Below are 16,516 nucleotides of genomic sequence, written 5' to 3'. Positions count from 1 at the left end.
TCTTCTATTCTTGGGTTTAATCATTTGTTAAATTATGAAGCCTATTTATAAGTCTCAGCCAATTTCAAGGCTTGATAAGCATTAACAATTCCACCAGAAATACTTAAATCAGCAAAAGGCATTTTTACTTTTTTCCCGTCAACTAAAAATTCTACATCCTGATTAACTTTTACCACAGATTTCATGATGATATCTTTAACCTGTACAGCTGTTAGGGAAGGATAATAAGATCTTATTAAAGCCGCTAAACCACTTACTACAGGTGCCGCCATGCTGGTACCACTATTTGCTTTGTATAAAGAGCCCGGTACGGTAGAATTGATATCAACACCAGGTGCAAAAACATCAACGGTTGTTTTACCATAATTAGAAAAACTGGCTTTTAAGGTTTTATCATTTTTAGCATCAGAAGCACCAACTTCTATCCATGCTTGGGCAGTTTTACCGTTACCAAAAAACCTGTTAGGGTATACACGTTCTAAATCGAGATTTTTATTATCATTACCAGCAGCATGTACCAGTAAAACATCTTTTTTCATGGCATATTGTACCGCTTTATCTACCGCTTCTTTATCCCAGCTATGGGTTTTACCAAAACTCATATTGATAACTTTTGCGCCATTGTCTACAGCATAAATAATGCTGTTAGCTACATCTTTATCTCTTTCATCTCCATTAGGCACTGTTCTTACAGCCAAAATACTTACATGATCTGCAACGCCTCTAATGCCTTTATTGTTAGTTCTATCGGCAGCAATAATACCGGCTACATGGCTTCCATGCTCAGCATCGGGGCCCATCACATCTAAATTACCATAGCTTTTTTCGTAGCTATTTTGATAATTATCACCTACAATGGTTCTAGAATTATAAGCCATATTGAGGTGATAATACAATTGCTCGTAATAATATTTTACACCTTTAGCTAACTCTTGCTCATAAAAATCCTGAAAGTCATCACTTTTACTAGCCTTCATATTAATCAGGATGAGTTTTTTGATTTGTTCTTGCTGTTTAGAAGTGGGATTTACAGCTTTAAAATCTTCTAAAGTTGGCTTTTCTTTACCTGTAAAGGCTATTAGAGAATCAACGGTTTTCTTTACAGAGTATAGCATAAAATACTCTTGCTCTGCTTTACGCTTTTTTTGATTATAAATACTCAGGTTCTTTTGATAAGCCCTTAAAGCCGGTAATTCTGCTTTACGTACTTGGTTAGAGTCTTTTCCATCAAATTTCTCCATATCCCTTAATAAAACCCTTACCAACTCCATATTGTCAAACTCTACATTTCCTTTAGCAGAACCCATAAAATTCCACCCACGCAAATCATCGGCATAGCCATTTTTGTCATCATCTATACCATTACCTGCTATTTCTAATTTATTTTGCCATAAGACAGACTTTAAATCTTCATGGGTAGTATCTACTCCACCGTCTAAAACAGCTACAATTACCGGGGTAGATTTTTTACCTTTCAAAATTTCCTGATAAGCTTTGTCTGCACTTATCCCAAAAGAGCCATCTTTTTGTAAATCTTTGTTGTACCAGTCTGTTTTTTCTGTCTTTTGTGCTTGAAGAAAGGCCGGCATTACTAACAGCGCCAGTAATCCTATCGTCTTCATCACCTGCCTTTTTATAGTTCTCATATATGATTTTAATTTTTAGATTTCGGAAAAATAACGAATATGTTTTTAAATTTTTATTTAAACTATTAATCTCGCTTAAAATTACACCATACAGCAAAATTGTTACTATTATGGGCTTTAATAATTAAGATAAGACTTAAAACCAAGGGTATAAGCAAGGTGCCTCAGCGGCGTTCGGGATTTTTTAGCTACCTTTGCCCCATTAAAAAATTATGCCGGCAAGATAAGGCTGGGAAAAACAATCAGATATGAGTAATATAGTAGCGATCGTCGGGAGACCGAACGTGGGAAAATCAACTTTATACAATAGGCTAACAGAAACCCGCAAAGCCATAGTTGATGATATGAGCGGCGTAACCAGAGACCGCCATTATGGCCTTGCAGAATGGACCAATAAAAACTTTACTGTTATAGATACCGGAGGTTATGTAGCAAACTCTGAGGATGTATTTGAAGCTGCCATACGCGAGCAGGTCTTAATTGCTATTGAGGAAGCAACCGTTATTATTTTTATGGTTGATGTTACCACAGGCATTACAGATTTAGATGATGAAATTGCAAGCGTTTTACGTAAAAGCAATAAACCTGTTTTGGTTGCTGTAAATAAGGTTGATAATTACCAACTACAATCAGACGCTACCGAGTTTTACAGCTTTGGTTTAGGCGAAATTTATTGTATTTCTTCTATGTCTGGCTCTGGTACCGGAGATTTATTAGACGAAGTTGCTAAACACCTGGAAGACGATATTGAAGAAAGCGATAGCTTACCAAAATTTGCCATTGTAGGCAGGCCAAACGTAGGTAAATCATCTATGATTAATGCTTTAATTGGTAAAGACAGAAACATTGTGACCGATATTGCTGGTACAACCAGAGACTCGATACATATCCATTACAACCAATTTGGACATGAGTTTATGTTGATAGACACTGCCGGATTGCGTAAAAAAACCAAGGTTAGAGAGAATATCGAGTTTTACTCGGTAATGAGAACCATTAAAGCTTTAGAAGAAGCCGATGTTGTCATTTTAATGATTGATGCTGCAGAAGGTATAGAATCTCAGGATATTAATATTTTCCATTTAGCCGAGAAAAACAAAAAAGGCTTGGTATTGGTGATTAATAAATGGGATGTGATAGAAAAAGACCATAAAACAGCAAAGGCTTTTGAAGCTAAAATTCACGAAAAAATAGCTCCTTTTACAGACATTCCTATCATCTTTACATCGGTAACAGAAAAACAAAGGATATTTAAAACAGTAGAAGCAGCAGTGAAGGTTTTTGAAAATAAAACCAAGAAAATACCTACTTCTAAACTGAATGATATTTTATTACCTATTATAGAAAAAACACCTCCACCGGCTATAAAGGGTAAACACATCAAGATTAAATACATCACACAGATTAATGCTTCATCACCAATGTTTGCCTTTTTCTGTAATTTACCACAATACATTAAAGAACCTTACAAAAGATTTGTGGAGAATAAATTGAGAGAACATTTTGATTTTTCTGGTGTTCCTATTCAAATATTCTTTAGACAAAAATAATCAACATAAAGCCTAAAGTTTAGCATCATGAAAAACATGATGCTAAATATAAAAGGTATACTATCACTTAGGGCTTTTAAAAAAGATAAAATAGATGAAAAAGTTATTTTGGATAATTACTTTAGTTATTGGATTTGCAGGTACTGCTTGTCATCAGGAAGTTAAAACAGATGAACAAATAGACTCCTTAAATCAGGCTAAAGCAGATTCTTTATTACAAGATGCTTTAAAAGATTCTTTAGCACTAGACAACGTAGCTACAGATTCTGTTGCTACCGCAGATAGTATCGTAAAATAAATAGATTTACTTATTCAGCAGTTCTAAAGCCTTATTTACATAAGGTTCTTGATTATTAACAACTTGGTAAAAGCCTTCTTCCTGGAAATAATAACGAGCTAATATCGCCTTGATATCTTTCTTAAACTTAGGCATCGCTTTAAGTATATCTTCTTGCTTTGCTTTGATATTTCTATTCTTAATAAACTTGATTAAGCTTTTGATGTGATTATCACTAAGCTTGTAGTTTTGGGTAAACTCGAAAGCGTTTTTATAAGGTAAAATATCTTGATAGATAAGATTTCTGTACACAAACTCCTGAAGTATAGAAGCTTCTGAGACCTGCTTATAAAAAGCATTATAATAAGAAGTATCTAAAGGCACAAAATAATCTGGCATGATACCGCCACCACCATATACCAACCTACCTTTTTCCGTTTTATAAGGTTTATTGGATTTTACAAAAGCCGAATCTTTTAATGCGCTATCAATAGAAACATACTCGCCACGCTCAAAACGTTTTTTAAGCTCTTCCTTATAATCAGCCACACCTTTATCATAAGATTTTTGGATAGATCTTCCTGATGGTGTAAAGTATCGAGCTACGGTTAAATTCATGGCAGAACCATCTTCAAAAGAAAACTGCTCTTGTACTAGGCCTTTACCAAAAGACCTTCTTCCTATGATGTAACCTCTATCCAAATCTTGTATAGCCCCAGCCACAACTTCACTGGCAGATGCTGTTCCTTCATCTATTAAAACTACCAACTGACCTTTCTCAAATAAACCATCAGTAGTGGCTAAGTAATCTGTACGGGGCTCGTGTAAACCTTTGGTATAAACAATCAATTTTCCATCGGGTAAAAATTGGTCTGCCAAGGCTGTAGCCGATGTTAGATAACCACCACCATTACCTCTTAAATCCAAAATCAGATTTTTCATTCCTTTTTTGGTGAGTTTTTCTAATTCGGCAATAAAATCTTCATCGGTATTGGCTCCAAACTTGCTGATTTTAATAAAACCTGTTTGCTTATTCATCAAATAAGCAACATCAATACTGCTTACGATAATGCGGTCTCTAACAATTTCTAACTCCTGAATATTGCCTTTACCGTTTCTAATAACCGTTACTTTTACCCTGCTGCCCTTTTTCCCTCTCAGTTTACTGATTACATTTTCTGCCAACAAACCCTTTCCGGTTACATACTCGCCGTTAACGGCAATAATTTTATCTCCTTTTTGCAAACCAGCTTTTTCTGCCGGTCCTTGCGGCCTCACTTGTGTTACAAACAAAGTATCAGACAGTAAATAGTATTCAATCCCTATCCCTTCAAAATTACCTTCTAAATTTTCTGTTTGTGCTTTTGCTTGTACAGGTGGTAAGTATAAAGAGTGTGGATCTAAATTTTTGAGAATTTCATGAATAGCTAAATTCTCCATAGAATCTATGTTAACAGAGTCTACATAGTTTTTCCTGATAAGGTTTAAAATGCGATTTACTTTATTGCTTTTGCTAAAATCAAAAGCAATTACACCATTGCCATTTTTGTCAATAGAGAACTGTGTCCCCAGGAAAAAACCAAGAAATAAAATCAGCAGAACAGAAAAAAAGAATAAAAAGTTTTTCGTTAAAGATTTCATGGAATTATTGGAACAAATGTAATGACTAAACCATTAGAAAACAGAAATTTTATCTATTTATCTGTAAAAAATCATCATTTTTTTTGTAGAAATCAAAGTATGCCACAGCTAACCAAACCAAGACACAACATTCAGGCGTTTATTGCCATTCTGTATCCTTAATTTTTTAAATCTTAGATTTTTTCTTGATGGTAAATTAGCATCAACTATAACAGAATTTTTAATCGTAACAACATTATATTTAAACCACTACTAACAGGGTACTAACAGGGTTCTAACAGGGTCATAACAGGGTGCTTACTATATTATTAACCCTATAAATAACCTGTGATTTACGAGTTAGTATATCATAATTTAATAGGAAGCTAAGGTGTATGGATGAGTTTAGCCTTAATGGGCTTAGGAGAAAATCTTCGGAACTTCTCAGATACAACAAATCAACTTTAATAGTGGCTTTTGGAATTTCAACGACGAGTACGTACTTTTGTAAAAAACATACGTACCATGACAACTAAGTTAACTTTAACAGTAGAAAAATCAATTATTGATAGAGCGAAATCTTACGCCAAAAATACAGGAAGAAGTTTATCTGAACTTATTGAAAATTATTTGGAGACCATAACTCAAGAAAATGACCAAGATAATCTCTCACCGAAACTTAAAAAAATTGTAGGAGCAGTTAAACTTCCAAAAAACTTTGATGAAAAGAAAGAGTTACGCTCTTATTTAGAAAAAAAGCACTTATGAAAAAGGTATTTCTTGATACTAATATCATTGTAGACCTCATTGCAGACAGAAGACCTTTCAGTAAATATGCTATCGAGATATTTAGTAATGCAGAAGCGAAGAAAATTAAAATATTTACCTCTTCTCATTCAATTGCTACGACCCACTATTTACTAAAAAAATATCTCGATGAAAAAGCATTACGTGAAGTGTTATATAATCTATTGGATTATTTAACGGTTGAACCTGTGAATATTGATATTTTAAAAAAAGGACTACGTTCTAAGCACAAAGACTTTGAAGATGCAATTCAAATATTATGCGCATCATCTATAGAAAAAATAGATTGCATAGTTACCCGCAATATTAAAGACTTCAAAAACTGTGAGATACTAGTTTTGCCTCCAGATGAATTCTGTCTTAAATTATGAAGAAAGCCTTCTTATGACACGAATAAAATAGTATGCGTGATCATAGTCTACTCCTAAACCTATCAGGTTCATACAACACCACTGTACGTACAGGTCTCATATACAGCGGTTCATTATTTGTGTAGCAAATTAAGATATTATTCGAGCATGTATGTGTACGCTCCTTTTGTCAGTAGTTGCAAATTAATAGTTGTTATTAAGATAAGGCTTCAAAACTTTCCAGATACAACATCTTAAGCAATTCCATAACCAATAGTCAGCGCCAATAATTAAAAAATTTGTGTCTGATTCATATTTGATGTAAATTTACATCAAAATAAAAAAAATATGGCGAGGCAAAGCATATCTTTTACAAAACCAAATGATGAGTGGTTGAAAACTCAATTAGAAAATCAGGAATATTCTAGTAAAAGTGAGCTCATCAACGATTTAATTAGACAAGCCAGAAAACAACAAGTGCAAATTGATTGGATTAGAGCGAAACTTAATCAATCAGAGAAAAGTGGTTTCACCGAAGATACAAAAGAAGAGATTTTAAGTCAATCAAAATCTTTACTTAATGGTCAAGTATAGATTAAGTATTGAAGCTAAAGAAGATTTGATTCGTATTCATCATTATGGTGTTGAAAAATTCGGACTTTCTCAAGCTGACAAATATTTTAATATCTTTTTTGAATACTTTGAAATAATTGCCCAAACACCATTTTCTTTTGAAACGGTTGATTACATTAAGAAAGGTTACAGGCGATGTGTTTGCGGATCAGATAGCATTTACTTTAGGATAAGTAATGATATGGTTGAAATAATGGCAATTGTTGGTAGACAAGACTTAAATAATATCCTATAGTAGAAAAAATACTGTTCCCAATTTTCTAAGTTTCCCCATTTTATAGCCCATCCAAAAATTCACTCTTCGATTCATAAATTCGGATAATTACTTCATAGCATCTTAAATTTTTAACACTTTAACAGGCTATCCTCAACTACCACAACATCCTGTTAACCATTTATCTATAAAAGCAAACATTTTTTTCGATAAAACTGATTATTTACCGACATTTACGCCCACCTTAATGCGTTATGAGTAAAACCACCGAATCAACCTCTTTATATCATGATTTAGATCAGATGTCTGTTAAAGACATTCTACAGAACATCAATAAAGAAGACCAAACAGTTCCTTTTGCAGTTAAAAAAGCATTGCCCCAAATAGAAAATTTGGCTAACGCTGCGTTAGAGAAGATGAAAAAAGGTGGTCGCTTATTTTATATCGGAGCCGGCACCAGTGGCAGATTAGGTGTTGTTGATGCTTCTGAATGCCCACCAACTTTTGGTGTAGATTTCGAAACCGTTATCGGTATTATTGCAGGTGGCGATAGCGCTATCAGAAAAGCTGTTGAATTTGCTGAAGACCATACCGAGCAAGCTTGGGAAGACTTAAAAGACTATAAAATTAACGCATTAGATACCCTGGTAGGGATTGCCGCTTCTGGAGAAACACCATACGTCTTAGGTGGATTAAAAGCAGCAAACCAACATGGCATTTTAACCGGTTGTATTGTTTGTAACCACCAAAGCAGCATTGCCAAAGAAGCCAAATACCCCATTGAAGTAATTGTTGGCCCAGAGTTTTTAACAGGCTCTACCCGTATGAAAGCAGGTACCGCACAAAAACTGGTTTTAAATATGCTGAGTACTTCGTTGATGATAAAATTAGGTAAAGTAAAAGGCAACAAAATGGTTGATATGCAGTTAACCAATAATAAACTTGTGGATAGAGGAACACGCATGGTGATGGAAGAAACTAGTTTAGACGAACAGGAAGCAGCTTACTTATTAAAAAAATATGGAAACGTTAGAAAAGCTGTTGAAGCTTTTTTAACATCTTTACAATAGTTATGCATGAAATAGAGCCTTATTTTAAGTGGAGGGATGATTATATAGCAGCAGAGGATGAAAGGTCTCCCTTTTATGAAACCCAATACAACGAGTTTTATTACGATAAACAAATCTATAATTATTTACTTCACCCACAGTGGGATACTTTTGGGTCTAACACCCTGTATCTAAAAGTTTTATTTGTTGATTATGACCGCCAATACGCCATTATAGAATTTATTGGCGAGTGGAATGATGCCATCAACAATGATATTATGCTTTTAAAGAGAGAAATTCTAGAAAGCATTATGGATGAGGGTATTAACAAGTTTATTCTGGTTGGGGAAAACGTTTTAAATTTCCATTCTTCTGATGATTGTTATTATGAAGAATGGTTTCAGGATGTAGAAGACGGATGGATTGCAGGTGTTAATTTTAGACCTCATGTGATTGATGAATTTAAAACCAATAACATAGATTATTATATCAATTTTGGAGGCGAGTTAGACGATTTAAGCTGGAGACAATTAAAACCTTTACAGTTTTTCAAACGTGTTGAAGAACAGTTGACAAAAAGGTTGAGTTAAAAGCCTCACCCCAGCCCTCTCCTCCAAAGGAGTCCCTTCGGGACAAAGGAGAGGGAGCTCTTATCAACCGGCTCTTCATTGGATTTTATCATTTAGTTGTTTATATCCCTTAAACTATCTCCTGCGCTTCCTTCTCCTTCGGAGAGGGATTGAGGGTGAGGCTAAACAATATTTGCTTTTGAGCAAAAATATCATCATTTTTGCAGCGCTTATAGAGAAAGACGGAGGGATTAGACCCTGCGAAGTCTTAGCAACCTGTGCTTACAAGGTGCTACATTCTACTTAGGGTGCAACTCTAGGAAAGATAAGTGAAAGTCTAAACGTTAAAAAATCCTGACTTTTCAAAATAAGCTAATGAGTATTGAGATGTGAGTATTGCGTATTGAGAACCATTCAATTACGTTTATTCGCACTTCGCAATACGTTCTACGCAATACGATAAAATGAATATCAGAGAAGAATTAAAAAAGAGAATTTTGGTGATAGATGGTGCCATGGGTACCATGATTCAGCGTTATAACCTAACGGAGGAAGATTTTAGAAGCGAAAGATTCAAAAACCATCCTTGCGATGTAAAGGGAAATAACGATTTACTTAATATTACCCGTCCTGATGTTATCAAAGCCATCCACGCAGCTTATCTAGAAGCTGGGGCAGATATTATTGAAACCAATACTTTCAGTACGCAGCGTATTTCTATGGCTGATTATCAGATGGAAGATCTTTCTTATGAAATGAGCTATGAAGGTGCTAGAATAGCTAAAGAAGTTGCCTTAGCATTTACAGCTAAAAACCCTGATAAACCACGTTTTGTAGCTGGTGCCATAGGCCCTACCAATCGTACTTTATCTATCTCTCCGGATGTTAACGACCCTGGTTTTAGAGCGATAACTTTTGACTATTTAGAAGAATGTTATTATGAACAAGTAAGAGGTTTGGTAGATGGCGGTGCTGATGTATTATTGATAGAAACCATATTTGATACTTTAAATGCAAAAGCTGCAATTTTTGCTATCAAACGCTACGAAAAAGAATTAAACGATAAGTTAGCCAACCAGTCTCACCTCTCCTTTGGAGAGGGGTTGGGGGTGAGGCTCGAAATCATGATTTCTGGAACCATTACAGATGCTTCTGGGAGAACATTATCTGGCCAAACAGTAGAAGCATTTTGGAATTCCGTTCGGCATGCTGATATTTTATCTATAGGCTTAAACTGTGCTTTAGGCGCTAAAGAAATGCGTCCTTACGTACAAGAGCTTTCAGAAATTGCTGATGTTTTTGTTTCTGCTTACCCAAATGCTGGCTTACCTAACGAGTTTGGCGCTTATGACGAAACACCTGATGAAACTGCTGCTTTGGTAAATGATTTCTTAGCCTCAGGCTTTATCAATATTATTGGTGGCTGTTGTGGTACTACGCCAGACCATATCCAAAAAATGGCAAACTTTGCTGCTCAACATCCAGCAAGAGTACCTCAGCAACAAGCGCCTTATTTAAGATTATCAGGCTTAGAAGCTTTTAATATTACCGCTCAAACCAATTTTGTAAACGTTGGAGAGCGTACCAACGTAACAGGTTCACCAAAATTTGCTAAGCTTATTTTAAGCGGAGATTTTGAAGGTGCATTGTCCGTTGCTCGTCAGCAGGTAGAAGGCGGTGCGCAAGTCATCGATGTAAACATGGATGAAGGTATGCTTGATTCTGAAGCTGCCATGACCAAGTTTTTAAACCTCATTGGTGCCGAGCCTGATATCAGTAAGCTGCCCATCATGGTAGACTCTTCTAAGTGGACAGTTATAGAAGCTGGTTTAAAATGTTTACAAGGAAAAGGTATCGTAAACTCTATCTCTCTTAAAGAAGGCGAAGAGAAGTTTAAAGAATATGCTCATAAAATCAAGCAATATGGCGCTGCGGCCGTAGTGATGGCTTTTGACGAAAATGGCCAAGCCGATAACCTAGAACGTAGAAAAGAGATTTGCAAGCGTTCTTATGATATTTTGGTTAACGAGGTTAATTTTCCTCCGCAAGACATTATTTTCGACCCTAATATTTTAACCGTAGCTACAGGTTTAGAAGAGCATAACAATTACGCTGTTGATTTTATTGAGGCTACCCGTTGGATTAAGCAAAATCTTCCTCATGCTAAAGTAAGTGGTGGCGTTTCTAATATTTCTTTCTCTTTCCGTGGGAACAATCCGGTACGTGAGGCTATGCACTCCGCATTTTTATACCATGCTATTAAAGCAGGTTTAGATATGGGTATTGTTAACGCTGGGATGCTGGAAGTATATGAAGAAATTGAACCAGAACTTTTAATAAAAGTTGAGGATGTGCTTTTAAACCGCAGACCAGATGCTACTGAAATTCTAGTAGAATATGCAGAAACCGTTAAAAATAAAGGCAAAGTACTGGTTAAAGATGAAGAATGGCGCAAAGGAACTGTAGAAGAAAGATTATCACACTCTTTGATAAAAGGTATTATAGATTATTTAGATACTGATGTTGAAGAAGCTCGTTTAAAATACGCCAAACCTTTAGATGTTATTGAAGGCCCTTTAATGGACGGAATGGGCATTGTAGGTGATTTATTTGGCGAAGGAAAAATGTTTTTACCGCAGGTAGTAAAATCTGCCAGGGTAATGAAAAAAGCCGTTGCCATACTCATGCCTTACATAGAAGCAGGAAAAGTTGAAGGCGAAAGCAGTTCTGCCGGAAAAGTATTATTAGCAACCGTAAAAGGCGATGTTCATGATATTGGAAAAAATATCGTGGGTGTTGTATTGGCTTGTAATAACTTCGAAATTATTGATTTAGGGGTGATGGTGCCTGCAGCTAAAATTATCGATGAAGCTAAAAAACACCAAGTTGATATCATCGGCTTAAGCGGCTTAATCACGCCTTCTTTAGATGAAATGGTTCATTTCGCTAAAGAAATGGAACGCGAAGGCTTTGATATTCCTTTATTAATTGGTGGTGCAACTACTTCAAGAATACATACTGCTGTAAAAGTAGACCCACATTATAAAGGCGCTACTGTACATGTTTTAGATGCTTCAAGAAGTGTAACGGTTTGTAGCGATTTATTAAATCCTGAAACCAAAACAGCTTACAAACAAAAACTTAAAGAAGACTACCAAACAACCCGAGATAATTATAACAAAAAGAAGGTTGATAAAAGTTTAGTTGCTATAGAAGAAGCCCGAAAAGAGAAGTTCAAGATAGATTGGTCTCAGCCTATTGCCGCTGCACCAACTTTTACAGGCACTAAAGTTATTGAGGATTATCCTTTAGAAGAACTTGTTCCTTATATAGATTGGTCTCCTTTCTTCCATACCTGGGAGCTAAGAGGTTCTTATCCTAAAATTTTTGACGATAAATATGTAGGTATTGAGGCGAAGAAATTATTTGATGATGCTCAAGTTCTTTTAAAACGTATTGTTGATGAAAAATTATTAAAAGCAAGGGCTGTATTTGGTTTCTGGCCTGCCGCAACTGTTGGTGATGATGATATTGAATTAACCATTCATCAGCCTTTACCTAATTTACAATATCAACTTACAGAAGAAGGTTGTGTGTTAAAAGAGCAAGAAGAAACAACACCAGAGACCATCAAAATACACACTTTACGTCAGCAAGCAGAAAAACCAAAAGGTGAACCTTATTATGCTTTGGCAGATTTTATAGCACCTAAAGAAACAGGTTTACAAGATTATTTTGGAGGTTTTGCGGTTACAACAGGTTTAGGTTGCGATGAGCTGGTAGCTAAATTTGAAGCCGATTTTGATGATTATAACAGCATCATGACGAAGGCTTTAGCCGATAGATTGGCAGAAGCTTTTGCAGAGAAGCTGCATGAAATGGTTCGTAAAGACTATTGGGCTTATGCTAAGGAAGAAAAATTAGATAATGAAGCGTTGATTAAAGAAAAATATCAAGGTATTAGGCCAGCACCGGGTTACCCTGCCTGTCCAGATCATACAGAGAAAGCTACTTTATTTAACCTTTTAGATGCTACACAAACAACCGGCATTAAGCTAACAGAAAGTTTAGCCATGTATCCTACAGCAGCAGTAAGCGGATTTTACTTTGCACATCCTCAATCTAAATACTTTGGTTTAGGTAAAATAGGCAAAGACCAAGTTGAAGATTACGCTAAAAGAAAAGCCTTAGACCTAGAAACTGCCGAGAAGTGGTTGAACCCGAATTTGGGGTATTAGTTTGTTAGGTGGTTAGTTTGTTAGGTGGTTAGATGGTTAGGTGGTTAGATGGTTAGGTGGTTAGATGGTTAGGTGGTTAGAAAGTTAAGAATATGGCTGGTTATCAAAAATACACGGAATTAGATGTTTGGAAACAGGCTAAAGATTTAGCTTCCTGTATTTATCATCTTACCGCATCTTTCCCAAAGGAAGAGCAATTTGGCATTATTTCACAAATGAGAAGATGCGTGGTTTCTGTTCCATCTAATATTGCAGAAGGATGTGGAAGGCAACACATAAAAGAAACTATCCATTTTTTATCAATTGCAAGAGGCTCGCTTTATGAACTTGAAACGCAGATATATATTTCAAAAGATTTGAATTTTATAAATGAAGTCGATTTTAATAAAACGCTCCAATGCATTGAACACGTTGGAAAACTAATAAACGGATTTATAAGATTCCAAAACACAAAAAAAAACAGCTAGCAATCCAACTAATTCCTAACAAACTAACCAACTAGATTCTAACAAACTAGACCCCAAATGCCAAACCAAATCAATACAACAAAAGGTATTCTCCTGATTGCGATAGGGGCGATATGCTTTTCCGCGAAAGCGATTATGATTAAGCTGGCTTATCAAGAGGCTCCGGTTGACGCTTTAACTTTGTTAACGCTACGTTTCGCTATTTCTTTACCCTTTTTTATGCTTATTGCTTTTTTAAATCATCGTAAAAATCCAAATAATAGCATTAAACAGATATCAGGAAAAGACATTGCTATCATTTGTGGCTTAGCATTGTTGGGTTATTATATAGCTAGTTTATTTGATTTTATGGGGCTAGCTTACGTAACTGCCGGATTAGAGCGTATTATACTTTTCAGCTATCCTACTTTTGTAGTGATTTTTTCTTACCTATTTTTAAAGAAAAAAATTACTTTACAGATTGCTCAAGCACTTATCATCACCTATTTAGGATTATTGGTTATTGTGTATAATAACGATATTTTTAGTACAGCAAATAGTATAAAAGGTGCTATTTATATTTTTATCAGTGCTATCACTTATGCATTATATTTGGTTTTTGGGAGTAAGTATATCCAAAAATATGGTTCGGTAAATTTTAATAGCCTTGCCATGATGATTTCTTGTTTATACGTGATAGCGCATTACCTAATTTTAGGAGACGGCTTATTATTAACTTATTCTTGGACCATTTACGCATACGGATTTGCTTTAGCCATCATCAGCACCGTAATACCTACATTTTTAGTAATGGAAGGGATAAGAATTCTTGGAGCAAATAAAGGTGCTATTGTAGCAACAGTGGGACCCGTATCAACTATATTTTTAGGTTGGTTAATCTTAAATGAAGCCTTTACTTTGCAAGAGTTTTTAGGTTCTGTTTTGGTTATTATTGGTGTATTTTTAACCAGCCATCAAAAAAAAGAAATTGAACAGGTAAATCCTGAAACAAATAGATAATTTTGAACAGCAAACATGAAAATTACAGATCATATAAAAAACGCAAAAGGTAAAACACTTTTCTCTTTTGAGCTTTTACCTCCTGTTAAAGGACAAAGTATTCAGTGGATTTATGATGCTATTGAACCTCTTCTAGAGTTTAAGCCTCCTTTTATTGATGTAACTTCTTTACGTGAAGATTATATCTACAAACAAAAAGAAAACGGTCTGCTAGAAAAATTATCTTACAGAAGAAGGCCAGGTACCATTGCTATTTGTGCTGCTATCCTAAACAAATATAAGATTGATGCCGTACCACATTTAATATGCGGAGGTTTTACCAAAGAAGAAACAGAAAATGCCTTATTAGATTTACAGTTTTTAGGTATTGATAATGTTTTGGTTTTAAGAGGCGATGCCCGCAAAGCAGATGCTTCTTTTATACCTACCCCAGGCGGACATGCGTATGCTACAGATTTGTTAGCCCAAGTTAAAAACCATAATGCAGGTAAGTTTTTACATGAGGATGTGGAGAGCGAATATAAAAGTGATTTTTGTATTGGTGTAGCGGGTTATCCCGAGAAACATTTTGAAGCGCCAAACCTAGCTACAGATTTTAAATATTTGAAAAAGAAAGTAGAAATGGGTGCCGATTTCATCGTTACCCAAATGTTTTTTGATAACCAAAAGTATTTTGATTTTGTAAAGAAATGCCGAGAAAACGACATCAATGTACCTATTATACCAGGTTTAAAGCCTATAAGCGCATTAAGCCAATTGGTTAATCTATCAAAAATATTCCATATAGATTTACCCGAGGATTTATGCGAAGCTGTACAAAGCTGTAAAAACCCTAAAGATGTAAAACAGGTTGGTACCGAGTTTATGATTAAACAGTGTAAAGAATTGATGGATTTTGGCGCTCCGGTTCTACATTTCTATACCATGGGCAGGCCAGAACAAACCAGACAAATTGCAGAAGCTATTTTTTAAAAATAAGACTTCTTTTAGAAACTCAATAAAGGCTGTTTCAAATCACAATTTTGTGTCAGGAGCGGAGTCGAAGCCTTTCTGAGCATATCAGATAACATTTCGACTCCGCTCAATGTGACAAATATAATTTTGATTGCTAAAAATAACAAGCTGTGTGGTCTCTACCAAAAACCGGCATCCTAAACTTTACCATAATTTCGTGAGAACCTTTTTGTACAGTAGCTAAAGCTGTATTGGTAAAATCATAAGAATAGCCTACTTGAAAATCCGGATTAACGAAGAAAGATGCCATGGCATCAAAAGAGTCTAAAGTACGGTACGATACACCTAACCAAAGACGGTCGCTTACTAACATATTGGCATTAATATCAAATTGTAAAGGAGAACCGTGAACATATTTAGCCAAAATATTGGGCTTTAACTTTAAAATATCGTTTAAATTGATAAGATAACCTGCTTGCAACAGATAATGAGGTTTGTAACGTCCTGCAATATTGGGTTGCCCTAAGTCTGACAAATCTCTGTTATAAAAATGAGGAGATGATAAACCTACATAGTATTTACTAGAAAATAACATCACTCCTACTCCAAAATTCCCTCTAAGATTACTTACATTTTGAAAAACAGGATCGTTAAAAGACTCTGGACTAAAAGGGTAATTTTCAGAGAAATTACCTCTAAAGCTGCTTAATCCTCCATTAACCCCAACAGATAAATAAGATTCATAACCAACTTGTACTCTTTGTGCTAAGGTAATATAACCGCCTGTTTCTTTAATCACTTCCCCTATCTGGTCATTAATCAGTAAACCCCCAATAAAAGTCTCACTAGTACCAATAGGCGAGTGTATAGAGATTGTTTGTGTATTGGGTGCACCTTTAAAGCCCACCCACTGATGTCTGGATAAAGCTGTTACTGATAAAGATTCATCTAAGGTTGGGTATGCCGGATTGATGGCCAGTGTATTAAACATATATTGGGTATACATAGCCTGTTGCTGTGCTTGTACGCCCATTATCAGTAAAATCAGAAATACAGTAAGCAGTAATACCCTCATACCAAGCAAGAGAGGAACCATCAAACATTTGAAATTTTAAATCAAATAAATGCCCTCTAAGTGGTTTT

Annotated in this window: 15 protein-coding genes and 1 riboswitch; of the genes, 12 read left to right on the top strand and 3 right to left on the bottom strand. The window is 35.3% G+C overall.

Annotated features, from left to right (window positions below; translation table 11 throughout):
- Positions 1-41: 41 nt before the first annotated feature.
- Complete coding sequence (locus B2745_RS10945; protein ID WP_304066406.1) at positions 42-1,646, bottom strand: S8 family peptidase; 1,605 nt, start codon at positions 1,644-1,646, stop codon at positions 42-44.
- Positions 1,647-1,894: 248 nt separating this feature from the next.
- Here B2745_RS10945 and der point away from each other — a divergent pair, with 248 nt between their 5' ends.
- On the top strand, positions 1,895-3,196 hold the full coding sequence (gene der, locus B2745_RS10940) for a ribosome biogenesis GTPase Der (RefSeq protein WP_304066403.1): 1,302 nt from the start codon (positions 1,895-1,897) through the stop codon (positions 3,194-3,196).
- A 94-nt stretch (positions 3,197-3,290) separates the two neighbouring features.
- The gene (locus B2745_RS10935; RefSeq protein WP_304066400.1) at positions 3,291-3,494 is read left to right on the top strand and encodes a hypothetical protein; all 204 of its coding nucleotides are present in this window, start codon (positions 3,291-3,293) and stop codon (positions 3,492-3,494) included.
- Positions 3,495-3,500: 6 nt separating this feature from the next.
- Here B2745_RS10935 and B2745_RS10930 read toward each other — a convergent pair whose 3' ends face one another.
- A complete protein-coding gene (locus tag B2745_RS10930; protein ID WP_304066397.1) occupies positions 3,501-5,114 on the bottom strand; it encodes a S41 family peptidase in 1,614 nt (537 codons plus the stop codon).
- 504 nt (positions 5,115-5,618) lie between these two features.
- Between B2745_RS10930 and B2745_RS10925 the strand changes: the two genes are divergently transcribed.
- The 10 genes from B2745_RS10925 to metF all read left to right on the top strand — a co-directional run bounded on the left by B2745_RS10925 (position 5,619) and on the right by metF (position 15,391).
- Positions 5,619-5,861 (top strand): DUF6364 family protein, encoded by a 243-nt coding sequence (locus B2745_RS10925; RefSeq protein WP_304066395.1) that lies wholly within the window; start codon positions 5,619-5,621, stop codon positions 5,859-5,861.
- Positions 5,858-6,271 (top strand): type II toxin-antitoxin system VapC family toxin, encoded by a 414-nt coding sequence (locus tag B2745_RS10920; RefSeq protein ID WP_304066392.1) that lies wholly within the window; start codon positions 5,858-5,860, stop codon positions 6,269-6,271. Before B2745_RS10925 ends, B2745_RS10920 begins: the two co-directional genes overlap by 4 nt.
- A 327-nt stretch (positions 6,272-6,598) precedes the next feature.
- The gene (locus B2745_RS10915; protein ID WP_026905445.1) at positions 6,599-6,844 is read left to right on the top strand and encodes a ribbon-helix-helix domain-containing protein; all 246 of its coding nucleotides are present in this window, start codon (positions 6,599-6,601) and stop codon (positions 6,842-6,844) included.
- Positions 6,831-7,118, top strand: coding sequence for a type II toxin-antitoxin system RelE/ParE family toxin (locus B2745_RS10910; protein WP_304066389.1), 288 nt, complete (start codon positions 6,831-6,833; stop codon positions 7,116-7,118). Before B2745_RS10915 ends, B2745_RS10910 begins: the two co-directional genes overlap by 14 nt.
- 233 nt (positions 7,119-7,351) lie before the next feature.
- Complete coding sequence (gene murQ, locus B2745_RS10905; RefSeq protein WP_304066386.1) at positions 7,352-8,167, top strand: N-acetylmuramic acid 6-phosphate etherase; 816 nt, start codon at positions 7,352-7,354, stop codon at positions 8,165-8,167.
- Positions 8,168-8,169: 2 nt separating this feature from the next.
- Positions 8,170-8,736 carry a hypothetical protein gene (locus tag B2745_RS10900; protein ID WP_304066384.1) on the top strand — a complete coding sequence of 189 codons (567 nt, stop codon included), beginning with the start codon at positions 8,170-8,172 and terminating at the stop codon, positions 8,734-8,736.
- Between the two features lie 206 nt (positions 8,737-8,942).
- A riboswitch (SAM riboswitch) is annotated at positions 8,943-9,047 on the top strand.
- Positions 9,048-9,179: 132 nt separating this feature from the next.
- Positions 9,180-12,953, top strand: a complete 3,774-nt coding sequence (gene metH, locus B2745_RS10895; RefSeq protein WP_304066382.1) for a methionine synthase — start codon at positions 9,180-9,182, stop codon at positions 12,951-12,953.
- A gap of 92 nt (positions 12,954-13,045) precedes the next feature.
- Positions 13,046-13,420: a four helix bundle protein gene (locus B2745_RS10890; protein WP_304066379.1), complete on the top strand. Its 375-nt coding sequence runs from the start codon at positions 13,046-13,048 to the stop codon at positions 13,418-13,420.
- Between the two features lie 57 nt (positions 13,421-13,477).
- The gene (locus B2745_RS10885) at positions 13,478-14,419 is read left to right on the top strand and encodes a DMT family transporter (RefSeq protein WP_304066374.1); all 942 of its coding nucleotides are present in this window, start codon (positions 13,478-13,480) and stop codon (positions 14,417-14,419) included.
- 15 nt (positions 14,420-14,434) lie between these two features.
- The gene (gene metF, locus B2745_RS10880; RefSeq protein WP_304066371.1) at positions 14,435-15,391 is read left to right on the top strand and encodes a methylenetetrahydrofolate reductase [NAD(P)H]; all 957 of its coding nucleotides are present in this window, start codon (positions 14,435-14,437) and stop codon (positions 15,389-15,391) included.
- Between the two features lie 136 nt (positions 15,392-15,527).
- Here metF and B2745_RS10875 read toward each other — a convergent pair whose 3' ends face one another.
- Positions 15,528-16,448 (bottom strand): PorP/SprF family type IX secretion system membrane protein, encoded by a 921-nt coding sequence (locus tag B2745_RS10875; RefSeq protein ID WP_304066369.1) that lies wholly within the window; start codon positions 16,446-16,448, stop codon positions 15,528-15,530.
- Positions 16,449-16,516: the final 68 nt, after the last annotated feature.

Source organism: Pedobacter glucosidilyticus (assembly GCF_002483235.1).
In the GTDB taxonomy this organism is placed as follows: domain Bacteria; phylum Bacteroidota; class Bacteroidia; order Sphingobacteriales; family Sphingobacteriaceae; genus Pseudopedobacter; species Pseudopedobacter glucosidilyticum_B.
This window is presented reverse-complemented; position numbering and strand designations above follow the sequence as displayed.